Origin of the sequence: uncultured Holdemanella sp. (assembly GCF_958348295.1) — a bacterium.
GTDB lineage: Bacteria > Bacillota_I > Bacilli_A > Erysipelotrichales > Erysipelotrichaceae > Holdemanella.
The window spans coordinates 1-15,945 of record NZ_CATVYQ010000001.1 but is presented as its reverse complement, the minus strand read 5'-3'; the positions used below and the strand labels follow the sequence as shown (position 1 = coordinate 15,945).

Genomic DNA, 15,945 nt, shown 5'->3' with positions numbered 1-15,945 from the left:
ACATTTTTCATTTTTGGTTGAACTTATTTGACAAATGACCTATTATAATGTGGTCAACAAACAAGAGGTATTTTATATTATGCAACACATTATTCACCAGCTTCAAAAAGAAAAGAAGCTAAGACTATTAACGTCGACCATAATGATTGTATTTAGTGCTTTTATGCAATGTTATATCATGAATGTATTTATGGCACCGTGCAATTTGATCTCAGGAGGATTTACAGGACTTGCTCTATTAATCAATAAAGTCTGTGCTCTAGTAAACATTAACTTCCCTACTCAAGTTGGAATCATCGCATTAAATGTTCCTGCAGCAATTCTATGCTACAAACACATTTCACCAAGATTTACATTTTTGAGTTGTGTGCATTTCTTTCTAGTATCCTTCTTTATTTCTATCTTCCATTTTGAACCTTTCTTTAAAGATCAAATCTTAAATGTTCTTTTTGGAGGATTCTTATGGGGCTTCTCCATTTCCCTAGCCCTAAGAGCTGGAGGATCTACAGGAGGAACAGATTTCATTGCCCAATACGTTTCTAGTAAGATTCACAGGGGAATCTGGGACTATGTATTCTTCTATAACTGCGCAATGATCATTGTCTTTGGATACTTATGTGGATGGATCTATGCAGGATATTCCATCCTATTCCAATTCTTGTCTACAAAAACAATTTCTTCTTTATATCAACGCTACGCACAGATTACCGTTGAATTTACGACAAACGATCCTGACCCACTAATCGATGCCTTTATGGCCACTTGTCGCCATGGAATGAGCGTATTTGAATGTTATGGAGCATATAGCCATCGTAAGTATTATGTATGTAAAGCCGTTATTTCTACTTATGAATTAAGAGATGTTGTCGATAATGTAAGAAAGGTCGATCCTAAAGTGTTGATCAATACATACAATACAGTAAACTTCTACGGAAACTTCTATCAAAAACCTTTGGAGTAGTATTACACTACTCCATTTTTTATGTCGATTATTCCATCAACCACATAGGTATCATATAATATGCAAAAGGAGTATAAATAAAATGTGGACAGAAAGAGAGCGAATTATTGATAATTTTGAGGATGCGATTACATATATAAAAAACAACACTACTTTCACGATTATCTAATGGGTAATATAGAAATAGACGACAATTCAGCTTTTATAACTATAAAAGAATATACTTGTAATATCGCAAACAAAAATGCACATGTATGGAATTTCAAATTCAACAATATATCAAATTTTAAATGTGAAATTGACAGTATAGTCCCTTTTTTCATATTGGAAGTATTTATCGAAGACCATGAAATCACCTTCAGCTTAAATAATGGTTATATATCTTTTGAAGCTAAAGACATATTATTAGGTATTCCAAAATGTTAGTTTTTATAAAGACCTGCAAGGTCTTTTTTTATATTAAAATTTTGATTTAAAACAACAAAAAAAGCCATATTTACCATGATATAGTAAACATGACTTATTTCATGTCATTATCTATTTTTAACCAGATATAGAAACCTAAATAATTTACTTATTATTACGATTACCCATGCCAATCAATTGTAAGATTCTTAAGAAGATATTCAAGAAATCTAAATACAATTGTAATGCCATGAAGATGGCAATCTTATCTTGTGCTACGACTGAACCATCCGATTGGATCAACAATCGATTCATTCTTTGAACATCCCAAACTGTGATGCCTGTAAAAATCAATAGAGTAATAATAGAAAGCAAGCGAACATCCATACTGACTCTAAATAACATCATAAAGCATTGTGTAATAATCAATACAAAAAGTCCAATCATACATAATGAGCCAAAGCTTGTAAAATCCTTTTTAGATGTTGTACCAATAACAGCTAAACTTATAAAGTAAACTGCACTGACTAGAAAAGCAGTACCAATTGTAGCTACATCATATACATAGCTAATAGAAGTAAGTGATACACCCATACAGATGGCATAAAGCACTAACATAACCTTCATACCTGTGCTTGATGTAGATCTTGCCATTGATACACCAAAGGCAATGGACAAGATAAATGGTGCAATCACAAATAACATAAATAGAAATGGCATAGTACTTAATAAAATCAATAAAGCATTTGTAGCATATAAACCATAAGATACAATTGCCGTGATAGATAAGGCAATAGCCATCCATGCATAAGACTTCAACAAAGCACTTTTTAAAGTGCTTGTTGAATAATAATTCATAGAATCGTTGTTAAACATTATTAATCCTTCTTCTGGATAAATTCTAATAATTGCTGAGCCGCAATATTTAAACCTTTACGGTTTGATTTATCGAATCCTAAGTGAGTGTAGATTTCACCAACAAATACTCCATTGTCTTCTAGAGCCTGGAACATTGTGTCGATGATTGGTTCGCAAAGTTCTTGCTTTTGCATAGGACCAAATGGGTTTGCGAAATATGTAGTTGAAATACCAACTTCTTGTGTTGTACCCAAAGCCATACGCTTACCTAACTTACAAGTATCTTTTACTTCTTGTACAGTTAATTTCTTTAGACCAAATTCATTTGTGTAGTTGTTTGCGTATGCAAATAAGTCAATTTTATGGTTGTGAACAACAACACGATATGGAGCTGCTGGCTGAATCATACGTGCGTTTGGATTTTCTGGAGCCATGAAAATTGAACGGTCCATATCACGATATGGAGTACCTGGATCCAAGTCATCTAGACGAATGAAAGCACCAATTTCAGTACCCTGACCATATGGAACACCATCTTCTAAGTGAATCGTTCCCATATCATCAAACACAACTTCAACTTCACGAATCATATCGCCAGCAGCAGCCTTTAATGCTTCAATCGACTCAGATTTACCAGCACCACTATCACCCATCAACATGATACCTTTCTTTGTTCCATCCTTTAAATAGATGTTTACGAAAGCACCATGTATTGGTAACCATCCTTTTTTCATCTGAGCTAAGTTGTGTAATGTTAAACACATTTTCTTTAAATATCCAAAGTATTCGATACGAGGATTATCACTGATACATCCTACCCAAATATCATTTGCATCATCATAATAGAAGTTTGTAGCATCATTTCCATCATCGTTACCAAAAATAACAACAAGATCTGGTTTTTGCGCACTCTCTTCTTTAGTAGCTAATTCAAATAAATTAGCCATACTCAATGCACTTGACATATATTTTGAGTTGAAGTATACGAAACATAATAAAGCTCCAACTTTACAAGGATAACAGAACCAGTTTGATTCTCCCTTTTTGAAATATGTCATAGGCTGTGTATCAATTTCAGTAAACATACCTGTACGTTTACTTGATTTTGGATGCAAAATCATTGGAGTTCTTAACATAACTGTATCAATCATTGGAATATCTTGTAAAGCTGCATATTCATCAGCCCATACTTTATCCAAAGTGTGAGCAGAAAAACATGCATTCGTTCCAGCTTGAACCTGACGATACACTAAGTTTGGTCTTCCCATTAATTTTTCTTCAAACAAACGATATGTACGAAGTAATAAATCATTTGAAGCTGAGTCAAATGCCACTAATGTATTAATACCAAAATCCGTTGAATTATCACTCTTCATATATCCAAAACGTTGTAAAGAACGCCAAGTACGATACATCTCTTCAATAACATCTAAAGTTGCATCTTTATCTGAAAGATAATATTCATCTTTTAATTCTTCACAAGTAAAGATTGACAATAAACGTAAGAAATGACAGAAATCATAAGCTGCTTCTTTTGAATTCAATTCACCATTTTTTGTCAAATAAGCATACATATTCACATTATCTGTTTCCTGATATTCAATGAAATATTGAACGAATTTTGCGAATGTATGAGACTTTAATAAAACCTCACGACTCTTTGGATACGCCAAATTATAGTTGATAATAACCTGATTGTTAAAAATTTCAATTTTATTTTGCATAATTACACTCCTTTAACTATGACTAATATACATGAAAAACCTTTGAAAGTAAATGTGATTCTAAATTTTTTGTTTATATTCCAAGTACAAGCGTTTACATGGCAAAAACTTTTTCAATTTCAGAATATACATCCTCAATCGCAATTTCACTCTTTTCACCTGTATAACGATCTGTCCACTCTAATTTTCCTTCTTTGACACCACGACCTACCGTAATACGATAAGGAACACCAATCAATTCCATGTCTTTGAATTTAACACCTGGACGCTCATTACGATCATCTAAAATTACATCGAATTTATGTTCTTTACAATATTCATATAAATCATTGGCAATCTTAACTTGTTCTTCATCTTTTAATGATACTGGAACAATCGCAAGTCTAAATGGTGCGATTTCCACTGGCCATTTAATACCAAAATCATCATGATGCTGATCAGCAACGGCAGCCATACATCTTTCTAGACCAATACCATAACTTCCCATCCATACTGGCTGTAATTGATTATTGGCATCTGTATAGTAAAGATTCATACTCTTAGAATATTTAGTTCCCAATTTAAATAAGTTACCAACTTCAATACCATGTTGGAAAGTTAACTTTTTACCACACTTAGGACAAATATCCCCTTCTTTTACCTGACAAAGATCTGCGACTTCAACAGCCGTAAAATCTTTACAGTTCACATTCTTAATGTGACGATCCGATTGGTTTGCGCCTACAATGAAGTTTTTCATATGCTTGATTTGACGATCCATATAGACTGGACAATCAATACCGACTGGACCAGCAAAACCAACACGAGCATGTGTAACTTGTTCTACTTGTTCAAAGCTAGCCAATTCCATTTCATTTGCACCCAATAACTTCAATGCCTTTGTTTCATTCAATTCACGATCACCAGGAATACAGAATGCGATGACTTTTCCATCTACGTTATATAATAATGTTTTAACGAAATCACTTTCCTTCTTTCCAAAGAAAGCAGCCACTTCTTCAATTGTCTTCGCATTAGGTGTATCAACAACTTCCATAGAAAGTTCTTCTTCACTAGAATCTTGCATAGTATCTACAACTTCTGTGATTTCTAAATTACTAGAATAGTCACAACCCTCACATCCAACAACAACATCTTCACCAATACTTGATAGAGCTTGATATTCTTCCGATAATAAACCACCCATTGCTCCTGTATCGGCCTTAACAATCTTATATTCCAATCCTAAACGATCCATAATACGGCAATATGCATCATACATTTTATTGTATGCTACATCCAATCCAGCTTCATCCACATCAAATGTATACGCATCCTTCATGATAAACTCACGAACACGAATCAATCCATAACGAGGACGAGTTTCATCACGATATTTAGTTTGAATCTGATATAAGTTATAAGGGAAATCCTTATAAGATTTACCATCCATACTACTTGCGACCGCAAACAATTCTTCATGAGTTGGACCCAAAACATAACGTTTATTGTAACGATCACTCAAAGAGAACATATTAGATCCGAAAGCTTCACGACGACCAGATTGTACATATACATCTTCAGGAATCAACGCTGGCATCAATAATTCTTGTGCATCTTTCGCATCCATTTCTTCACGAATAATATTTTCTACTTTAGAAAGAACCTTCTTTCCCATAGGCATGATCATATAAATTCCGTTTGAACATTTTTTGATCATTCCTGCACGCACCAATAAATTACTTGATACGCTATCTTCATCTTTCGCATTTTCTCTTAATGTATAAAAGAAACTCTGACTTAATTTCATCTTTACTTACCTCTTCCACTTATCTTATCTTACGAATCATCGCATCTTTTTCAATAGGCCCAGACCACTTCGTATGTACGATCTGCATTGGCTTATTACATACTTCTAATACATTCTTGTCACTATCATACACATCATCTACATGTACAATTGTACTTGGAATGTGAGGACCAAATATTTCTAAATCCTGATTGGGCATAAAATGATTTTTCACCTGCAAAGTCGCCATCTGGCTTGCCTTGTCATAATCCTGCACAATGGCTACATATTCCTGTGTTACCGTTTCATCATGATCTTGATACAACTGCACCTTATATCCAGGAAGACCATTATAGAAGCCCGGCCCAGTCGGTCGATTTTCTGCCTTTGCGATTTCTTTTTTTACACGCTCAATGATTTCAACATCCGCATGACCATGCTCATAAATATAATCAATCAACATACGATAGCTAGAAACAACCGTAGCTAAATAATAAGCACTTTTCATTCGTCCTTCAATTTTCAAAGATGCTACACCCATATGGATGAAATCCTCAATATAATCTACTGCTTGTAAATCTTTTGAAGACATGGAGAATAAATTTGTCGGATTGCTTAATTCTGTTTCACCATCCATCAAATGATATTTCCAACGACAACTTTGTGCACATCCACCACGATTTGCATCACGAAGAGTCATATGATTACTCAATACACAACGTCCTGAAAATGAAATACACATACCTCCATGAATAAAGACTTCAATTGGCAATATATTCTCTTCACAAATTGAACGAATATCCTCCATTTGACATTCTCTAGCCAGTACGACACGGTCCATGCCCTTTTCTTTCCAGAATCTTGCAGCACTTGAATTTGTAGAAGAATGCTGTGTAGATACATGCACTTCAAACTTGCATCCAAGCTTTTTAGCCAACATCATAATCGATGGACTTGCCACAATAATCGCATGTACACCAATCGAATCCAACGTTTTTAAATAATCTTCGATTCCATCAAGATCCGATTCATGTGGAAGCATATTCACAGTTACATGCACATGACTATTATGTGCATTCGCAAACTGCACTAATTCCGCAATTTCATCAATGGAAAAATTACTAGCACGCGAACGCAAGCTAAACTGTTTTCCACCAATATATACGGCATCCGCACCATATAAAATCGCAATCTTCGCTTTTTCTAAATTTCCAGCAGGAGCCAATAATTCAATTTTATTCATTTACTTGCTCCTCCTTTTTCTTAATTGTCTCTTCCAAATACCAACGATTACTTGATTCATCATCCGTAATTTTAATGCCTTGTAAAGCCAAATCATATAAACCTAAGATTTCAACTGTCCAATCATCATCAAAGAACAAAGAATCAATACGGAAACGATGCATTCCTACATCTGTAAAATCCCACATTTCCTGCAATGAATTGATTGGCATTTCACTAAAGATATGCGTACCCGTTTCATCTTGTACAATTGGCATACGCTCTTGTCTAGTTTGTTCAATCAAATCATAATGACATGGTAATGAACATACCGGTTGATTCACAGCCTCTAAATAGTTTGTTACCAAAGGCCTTCTCGAATATAGAATTGAGAAATACCCATGCACTAAGATTTCAATACCCGGATTGTGCTTTCCAATACTTACCACTTCTTCAAGACTCAATTCATGTGCTAAAGATACAGACTGAATACCTAAAGACATATAAAAATCAACGTCTGCACTTGAAGCTACTAGTGTTTCCGGTTGATAAATCAATTTGGATTCAATACCCAATTGTTTCGCCTCGAAATATAGTCCTTCATCCGCATAATAAATACCATCTACATCTAGTTCTTTAAAAATCGAAAAGTATTCACGAACACCATAAAGATCACTATCCATACATAATCTTAAAAAGTTGATATATAATTTTAGGCCAAGCTTTTTACACTTCTTCTTCCAAAGCTGTAAATCCTCTTTTTTTACCGTAATACTTGACCGAATTGAATAATGTTCAACACCAATGATTACGGCATCTGCCTTAGCCCTTTTTAATTTTTCTAATGAATCAATAGAATGAATTGTTGTTATAAACATAATTACTCCTTATCAAAACATACATAGTTATTTTACCACAAATGTGATTCTATGCCTACTTAACCTCCTATTTAAATCAGACATAGTTTCATGTATACTTTAAATGTGAACAAACAAACATTAACTGAAAGATTTGAAGATTATACTGAAGACACCAAACAAGAAGAAATATGGTCAGATGAAATCATTGGAGAAGAAGAATTGTAGAAAAAAGAATGCCATTATGACATTCTTAACTAGGCTAGTTCAATCTAGTCTTTTTTAATGAATTCAACCAATTCTTTAGCCGAATATACGACATGATCTGCCAAAGGACCACTTGCCTGATGATGACGATTAAAATGAATCGTCTTCATGCCTGCATTTTTTGCAACTTGCATATCATTGATATAGTTATCCCCCACATAATACCATTCATGAATATCTTCCTGCATCGCTTCCATACACTTTTTAAATGCATTCACATCCGGTTTTGCGACCCCAAGCCGTCCACTTGTAAATACATTTTCTGGTTTAAAATAATCAAAGACATGAAGTACTTCTAATTTCATTCTTTGATGCGTATCCTCTCCATTTGTCAAAATCGCAAGTTCATCTTCACAATGCGAGAAATAATCAATCAATGGTGCATCCATTTCAATATGATGCTGATAATATTTATAGCGAGACTGAAACTCTACAGATTTTGAGTGAGAAAATTCAATATCATACTTTTCACAAGCTTTTTCAATACGATAAACACCAGATTCATCAATTGTGATCTTTCCTTTTTGAAGATCATCAAAAATCATGTCACCAAACTTACGATAATCTGCATAAAATTGATTCATATCCACATCTACACTAGGAAGAAATTCTTCCATGCATTTGCGAAATGGCCAAGATAAATCATAAAGTGTATCATCACAATCAAACATTAATTTCTTCATATAATCACCAGATGAAATATAACATAAAAGTGAAGATTCGACTACTGAATCTTCACTTGATTTAAACACTTACGAACATGACCCGACTGTCCAGTCACCTCTTCATTTTCAATTAAAGATAAGTGCACAGCTTCTTTACAAGATTCAATCGCTGCATCAAATACAACATTGATCTTATTATCATTGATTTGTGTTAAAGAATGAATTTCTTCAGATCCATAACGATTTGCGGTACTAAACGCAATCGCAATATCTCCTGAACCATTACCCATATGTGATCCTGTAAGTGCTAAACCTACTGGCATACGATTACAAACTCTATGAAGTTGACGATCACTTAATGGAGCATCCGTCGCAATAATCATCATAATCGAACCTTTTTCTTGTTCTAAAGGCAATTGATTCCCCTCTACTTTATCTAACAAATATTGTTCTCTTAAACCAAAATTAGAGAGTACAAGTACACCTAGAGTATATGTATTTCCATCAATCTCAAAGACTCTTGAGCTTGATCCAATACCACCTGACATTTCAAAACAAGACATGCCTCGACCTGCTCCAACACTGCCAAGTTCAAACTCTTTTTTACAATCAGCATACGCATCTAAGACATCTTCTTTAGTAACAACACAATCACGAATCGCATTTAAATAACCATCGTTACATTCTCCAACGACAACATTAACACTGGTTAAGTCCTCATTTTCTTTGACCATGATATCCACTAAGGCTTGTTGAACAACCCCCACATTTAATGTGTTTGTCAAACAAATATAGCTTTCCAAAGTCCCCAACTCCATAATTTGTGGAAGTCCAGTTGTCTTTCCAAAACCATTTAGGATACTACAACCACAAGCTAACTTTTGATGAAATACATCTTCAGCCGTACGAATAAATGTTACACCTGTTTGATGAGAACCAGAAGAAATTGTTTTATGTCCTACAAGTACACCTTCTACATCTGTTATTCGATTTAATTTTCCTTTTTCCATAATTAAACACCTCTGAAAACTATTATAGTAAAATTTTAAAAATTTTCACAAAAAAAGAAGCCGAAATCAATCAGCTTCTTTATTCATTTCTTACTTGTAAAGCTCAACTAAACGTTGTAAGTGTTCGTAACGTTCTTTAGCTACTTCTTCTGACTTAGCAAATAATTTTTCTGCTCTTTCAGGGAATGGTTTAACTAAACGAGTGTAACGAGATTCGTTGTGTAAGAAGTCTTGGTAAGTTCCATCTCCTTCTTTAGAAGTTAATGTGAATGGGTTCTTTCCTGCTTCTTTCTTAGCTGGATCAAATGAGAATAAGTTCCAGTATCCAGATTTAACAGCTTTCTTCATTTCATCTTGACAGTGGTTCATTCCACCCTTAGCAATACCGTGTAATTCACATGGTGCATAACCGATGATTAAAGATGGTCCTGGATAAGCTTCTGCTTCAGCAATACATTTAACTGCTTGTGCAGGGTTAGCTCCAAGAGCGATTTGTGCTACATAAACGTATCCGTAGCTCATTGCGATTTCTGCTAAAGATTTTTTCTTCATTTCTTTACCAGCTGCAGCGAACTGACAAACTTCACCGATGTTAGATGCTTTAGAAGCCTGTCCACCAGTGTTTGAATACATTTCTGTATCGAATACCATAACGTTTACGTTTTCACCTGATGCAAGAACGTGGTCTAATCCACCGAATCCGATATCATAAGCCCATCCGTCTCCACCGAAGATCCAAACAGATTTCTTAGCTAAGTATTCTTTCTTGTCTAATACAGCTTTAGCATCTGGGCATCCAGCTTCAGCAGCTTTTTCTACTTCTACCAATAATGCCTTAGTTGCTTCTGTGTTAGTACGAGTATTTTCTTTAGTTTCCATGAATTTTTCGAATGCAGCCTTGAATTCAGGAGTTGCTTTTTCGCTTTCATTCATAGCACCTAATTTTTCGATAGCTTGTTCACGTAATACTTTTTGTCCTAATTGCATACCGAATCCGTGTTCAGCATTGTCTTCGAACAATGAGTTAGCCCATGCTGGTCCTTGTAAGCTATCTTTGTTTACTGTATATGGAGATACAGATGCTGGACCACCCCAGATTGAAGAACATCCAGTCGCATTAGATACATACATGTGTTCACCGAATAATTGAGTAATTAAACGAGCATATGATGTTTCAGCACATCCAGCACATGAACCTGAGAACTCTAACAATGGTTGGTTGTATTGAGAACCCTTAACTGTGTCATCAGCGAATCCAGAATCTTTCTTAGAAACGTTAGCTACTAAGTAATCAAATACTGGTTGTTGTTCAGCTTGAGATTCTTGAGGTACCATCTTAATAGCTTGAGTTGGACATACAGTGATACATTCACCACATCCCATACAATCTAATGGAGATACACTCATTGTATATTTAAATTCTGTAGCTTTTGGTTTAACATCAGCTAATTTGATATGTGCAGGAGCAGCTTTAACTTCTTCTTCGCTCAATAAGAATGGACGAATAGTAGCGTGAGAACATACGAATGCACATTGGTTACATTGAATACATTTTTCAGCATCCCATTCAGGAACTGTAACAGCTGTACCACGTTTTTCGTAAGCACTAGCACCAGTTTCCCATTGACCATCGATGTTTCCAGTAAATGCAGATACAGGTAATGAATCTCCATCCATTTTGTTAACTGGTTCCATGATGTCTTTAACCATCTTAACTGTTGCAGGACGTCCTGATAATTCAGGTTTTGGTGCATCAGCTTCTGGGTTAGCCCAAGATGCAGGGATTTCAACTTTGTGAGTTGCACCTACACCAGCATCGATAGCTTTGTAGTTCATTTCTACAACTGCATCACCCTTCTTAGAGTAAGATTTCTTAGCAGCTGCTTTCATGTAATCTACGGCTTCATCAATTGGCATAATGTTAGCTAATTTGAAGAATGCTGATTGTAAGATTGTGTTTGTACGTTTACCCATACCGATTTCGATAGCTTTATCGATGGCATTGATTGTGTACAATTGAATATTGTTGTCTGCAATATATTTTTTAGATTCAGCAGGCATGTGTTTGTCTAATTCTTCGTCTGACCATTGGCAGTTGATCATGAATACACCACCAGGTTTAACGTCTTGAACCATCTTGTATCCATTTACTACATATGAAGGGTTGTGACAAGCTACAAAGTCAGCTTGGTTAATGTAGTATGGGCTACGGATTGGCTTGTCTCCAAAACGCAAGTGAGAAATTGTGATACCACCTGTTTTCTTAGAGTCATATTGGAAGTAAGCCTGAATGTATTTGTCAGTGTGGTCACCGATGATCTTAGTAGAGTTCTTGTTAGCACCTACAGTACCATCTCCTCCAAGACCCCAGAATTTACATTCAACAGTTCCTGGAGTTGAAGTGTTAGGAGCTGGTTTAACTTCTGGCAATGATAAGTTTGTAACGTCATCCACGATACCAATTGTAAAACGAGGTTTTGGTTCGTCTTTTAACAATTCTGTGTAAACAGCGAATACACTTGAAGGTGGAGTATCCTTAGATCCTAAACCATAACGTCCACCGCAAAGAGTGATGTCATTTAATCCTGCTTCACGAAGTGTTGTAGCTACATCTAAGTATAATGGGTCTGCTAGAGCACCTGGTTCTTTAGTACGGTCAAGTACTGCAACTTTCTTAGCTGTCTTAGGAAGAACTTTTAATAAGTGTTTGCTTGACCAAGGACGATATAAACGAACCTTAACTAAACCAACTTTTTCTCCTTTTGCAGTTAAGTAGTCGATAACTTCTTCAGCAACATCATTGATAGAACCCATAGCGATGATTACACGATCAGCTTCAGGATCTCCATAGTAGTTGAACAAGTCATAGTTTGTTCCTAATTTTTCGTTGATTTTACCCATGTATTTTTCAACTACAGCAGGTAATTCATCATATGCAGTGTTACATGCTTCACGGTGTTGGAAGAAAATATCTCCATTTTCGTGAGAACCACGCATAGTTGGACGTTCTGGATTTAAAGCGTGTTTACGGAATTCCTCAACTGCTTCCATTGGACACATTTCTTTTAAATCTTCGTAGTCCCATTTTTCAATTTTTTGAATTTCGTGAGAAGTACGGAATCCATCAAAGAAGTTAATGAATGGTACTTTACCTTCTAAAGCAGCTAAGTGAGCTACTGGAGATAAGTCCATAACTTCCTGAGGGTTAGTTTCACATAACATTGCGAAACCTGTTTGACGACAAGCATAAACGTCTGAGTGATCACCAAAGATATTCAATGCATGAGTTGCAACTGTACGTGCAGAAACATCGAATACACAAGGTAATTGTTCAGCAGCAATCTTGTACATGTTTGGAATCATCAATAATAAACCTTGAGATGCAGTGAAAGTATTAGTCAATGCACCAGCAGCTAATGATCCATGAACTGCACCAGCAGCACCTGCTTCTGATTGTAATTCACTTACAACTACTTGATTTCCAAAAATATTTTTTTGTCCAGCTGCAGACCATTGGTCAATAGAGTCTGCCATTGGACTAGATGGTGTAATAGGGTAAATTGCAGCAACGTCTGTAAAAGCATACGCAACGTGAGCCGCAGCCGTATTTCCATCCATAGACTGTTTTGCTCTAGGCATTTAAAATTTCCTCCTTTATAGATATTCAATACCATAGTTTATTATACGAGCTTCATGTCAAATTTTAAAGATTAAATTCACTATAGAGGTTAGTCACATCTAATTTGTAAGCGTATAAAAAAGAGACGTAAACACTTGCTTACATCTCTATTTTCATCATTATTCTTTACCTAATAATTTGAACATGTTCTTTTTATAAACTTCAACACCAGGCTGGTTGAATGGATTTGAATCATTCATCAATGTAGTCATTGCAACAGCCTTGAAGAAGAACATACACATATTACCAAAGTCATAAGAAGTCATGCCTGGCATAGTTAATAAGATATTAGGTACTCCACCAGTTTCTTCATGAGCCTGTAAAGTTCCTTTAGCAGCCATCTTATTAGCCCAGTCAACACTCTTACCAGCTAAATAGTTCATTCCATCTTCGTTTGCTTCATCATTAGGGAATGTTAAGTCAATCATTGGTGTTTCAACATATAAGTTTGTTTCAAACAATACTTTCTTACCTTCCTGAACAAATTGTCCTAAAGAGTGTAAGTCTGTTGAGAAGCATACTGAATCCGGTAAAATACCCTTTCCATCTTTTCCTTCACTTTCTCCAAACAATTGTTTCCACCATTCTGCAACCATCTGCATTTGAGGTTCATAGTTTACTAATAATTCAACATCATATCCTTGATTTTGAAGAATACGACGAGCTACTGCATATTGGTAAGCAGGGTTCTTTTCAAGATCTGCATCTCCATATTCACCCATACCATCATGTAAACCTTTCATCAAAGCATCGATATCAATTCCAGCTACTGCAATTGGCAATAATCCAACTGGTGTAATTACCGAGAAACGACCACCAATATCATCAGGAATTACGAATGTTTCATATCCTTCTTTATCAGCTAAAGCTTTCAATGTTCCTCTAGCCTTGTCTGTAGTGGCAATAATACGATTCTTCGCATCTTCACCATATTTTTCTTCCATAAATTGTTTCAAGATACGGAAAGCCAATGCTGTTTCAGTTGTAGTTCCAGATTTAGAAATAACATTTACAGTAACTTCCTTATCTTTTATATAGTTCATAACTTGTGAAATATAAGTAGATGAGAAAGTGTTTCCCATATAGATGATTTCAGGTTTGTTGTCACCGTATAAACCATTCATCATTTCAATGGCAGCACGAGCACCTAAATAAGATCCTCCAATACCACATACAACGAATACTTCTGTGTTTTCACGTACTTTAGCTGCGACTTCTTTAATACGTTTGAATTCTTCTTTGTCGTAGTTATTAGCCCAGTTAAGCCAACCAATAAAGTCATTTCCTTTGCATGTGCCATTTTGTAAAGCTTCATCAATTGCGCGAACTTGATCTTGATAAGCCTTTACATCTTCTTTTAAGAAAGCATGATTTAAATCTAACGTAATCATATTTATTTTCCCTCCATAGCTATCCTAAGGATGATTATACCACGAATTAACAATGTGTGATATAATGTTTTTTGTTAGGAGTGAGAGTTTATGATACCATCGTCCTTATATCCACTTGTTACTGCACTTTTAAGCAATGTGCTTGCACAAGTAGGAAAAACGGTCGTATATTATTATAGAACTGGCAAATGGGACTTACACTGGGTCATCGCAAGTGGCGGCTTTCCAAGCAGTCACTCATCAACCGTAACGGCCCTTTCCCTTTCCATAGGAATTCAGGAAGGCTTTGATTCAGCCATATTTGCCGTAACCACAATTTTTTCCTTTATTGTCATGTACGATGCATGTCACGTTCGTTATTATTCTGGTAAAAATATTGAATTAACGCAACAGTTAGTCAAAGATTTACGTGAAATGACAGGACTTCGTTTTGATGATCCAATCTATCAAGAAAAATTAAAGAACGTTCTTGGTCATAAATTTGTTGAAGTCATTGGAGGATTTGTGGTAGGACTTCTTGTCCCATTGATTTTATGTCCACTATTTTTATAAGTTAGGAGTGTTATTTTATGGATACTGTAGTAGATAGTAAAGCCGTTAATGATTGTTTAGATAAGATTCGTCCATATATCCAACATGACGGAGGCGACATTGAACTATTAGGAGTTGATGAATTCAATGTCGTATATGTATCTTTCAAAGGTGCATGCCAAGGATGCATGATGGCCTCTGAAGATTTCTCAGGTGGAATCAAAGAATTATTGCTTGAAGAAGTACCAAACATCCGTGATGTAGTACTTGTAGGTTAAGATATCGAAAGATATCTTTTTATTTTTTAGGAGTTTTGATTATGTACACCAAAGAACAATTAAAAAGATTATTAATTCCATTGATGTTCGAACAAGTTTTAACCGCATTAATGGGATCTGTCGACACCATTATGGTTACCAATATAGGTTCGGCCGCCATTTCCGCTGTTTCCCCAATGTCATTAAGTTAAGACAATTCTTAAATTTATGAGTCTTACCTATAAATAGGTAGGGCTCTTTTTTTGTGCAAGAAGTGTAAAAAACACTTGACAAGTCAAAAAGCGGAATTTTAAACATAATCCGAAGGAATTATAGAGGAGGATTTTTACC

General features: G+C 35.3%; 13 protein-coding genes. 4 read left to right on the top strand and 9 right to left on the bottom strand.

Annotated features, from left to right (window positions below; genetic code table 11):
* The first annotated feature begins 79 nt into the window (after positions 1–79).
* Positions 80–961: a YitT family protein gene (locus Q3907_RS00065; protein ID WP_301896617.1), complete on the top strand. Its 882-nt coding sequence runs from the start codon at positions 80–82 to the stop codon at positions 959–961.
* Positions 962–1,531: 570 nt separating this feature from the next.
* Here Q3907_RS00065 and Q3907_RS00060 read toward each other — a convergent pair.
* The 9 genes from Q3907_RS00060 to Q3907_RS00020 form a co-directional block, all read right to left on the bottom strand.
* Positions 1,532–2,242 carry a Bax inhibitor-1/YccA family protein gene (locus Q3907_RS00060; RefSeq protein WP_301896616.1) on the bottom strand — a complete coding sequence of 237 codons (711 nt, stop codon included), beginning with the start codon at positions 2,240–2,242 and terminating at the stop codon, positions 1,532–1,534.
* Between the two features lie 2 nt (positions 2,243–2,244).
* Positions 2,245–3,948 carry a hypothetical protein gene (locus Q3907_RS00055; RefSeq protein ID WP_301896614.1) on the bottom strand — a complete coding sequence of 568 codons (1,704 nt, stop codon included), beginning with the start codon at positions 3,946–3,948 and terminating at the stop codon, positions 2,245–2,247.
* A gap of 94 nt (positions 3,949–4,042) precedes the next feature.
* Positions 4,043–5,737 (bottom strand): proline--tRNA ligase, encoded by a 1,695-nt coding sequence (locus tag Q3907_RS00050; RefSeq protein ID WP_301896613.1) that lies wholly within the window; start codon positions 5,735–5,737, stop codon positions 4,043–4,045.
* 19 nt (positions 5,738–5,756) lie between these two features.
* Positions 5,757–6,959, bottom strand: a complete 1,203-nt coding sequence (locus tag Q3907_RS00045) for a U32 family peptidase (RefSeq protein ID WP_301896611.1) — start codon at positions 6,957–6,959, stop codon at positions 5,757–5,759.
* Positions 6,952–7,815: a peptidase U32 family protein gene (locus tag Q3907_RS00040; protein WP_301896610.1), complete on the bottom strand. Its 864-nt coding sequence runs from the start codon at positions 7,813–7,815 to the stop codon at positions 6,952–6,954. Before Q3907_RS00040 ends, Q3907_RS00045 begins: the two co-directional genes overlap by 8 nt.
* A gap of 251 nt (positions 7,816–8,066) precedes the next feature.
* Positions 8,067–8,744, bottom strand: coding sequence for an HAD family hydrolase (locus tag Q3907_RS00035; RefSeq protein ID WP_301896609.1), 678 nt, complete (start codon positions 8,742–8,744; stop codon positions 8,067–8,069).
* A 41-nt stretch (positions 8,745–8,785) separates the two neighbouring features.
* Positions 8,786–9,736: a P1 family peptidase gene (locus Q3907_RS00030; RefSeq protein WP_301896607.1), complete on the bottom strand. Its 951-nt coding sequence runs from the start codon at positions 9,734–9,736 to the stop codon at positions 8,786–8,788.
* 90 nt (positions 9,737–9,826) lie between these two features.
* Positions 9,827–13,375 (bottom strand): pyruvate:ferredoxin (flavodoxin) oxidoreductase, encoded by a 3,549-nt coding sequence (gene nifJ / locus Q3907_RS00025; RefSeq protein WP_301896605.1) that lies wholly within the window; start codon positions 13,373–13,375, stop codon positions 9,827–9,829.
* A 159-nt stretch (positions 13,376–13,534) separates the two neighbouring features.
* Positions 13,535–14,806, bottom strand: a complete 1,272-nt coding sequence (locus Q3907_RS00020) for a glucose-6-phosphate isomerase (protein WP_295562690.1) — start codon at positions 14,804–14,806, stop codon at positions 13,535–13,537.
* Between the two features lie 90 nt (positions 14,807–14,896).
* Between Q3907_RS00020 and Q3907_RS00015 the strand changes: the two genes are divergently transcribed.
* From Q3907_RS00015 to Q3907_RS00005, 3 genes are read left to right on the top strand one after another with little or no spacing between them, the layout of a single operon-like run.
* Positions 14,897–15,358, top strand: coding sequence for a divergent PAP2 family protein (locus tag Q3907_RS00015; RefSeq protein WP_295644574.1), 462 nt, complete (start codon positions 14,897–14,899; stop codon positions 15,356–15,358).
* Between the two features lie 17 nt (positions 15,359–15,375).
* Positions 15,376–15,615 (top strand): NifU family protein, encoded by a 240-nt coding sequence (locus tag Q3907_RS00010; RefSeq protein WP_117925153.1) that lies wholly within the window; start codon positions 15,376–15,378, stop codon positions 15,613–15,615.
* 41 nt (positions 15,616–15,656) lie between these two features.
* Positions 15,657–15,806 (top strand): hypothetical protein, encoded by a 150-nt coding sequence (locus Q3907_RS00005; protein WP_301896598.1) that lies wholly within the window; start codon positions 15,657–15,659, stop codon positions 15,804–15,806.
* Positions 15,807–15,945 lie beyond the last annotated feature (139 nt).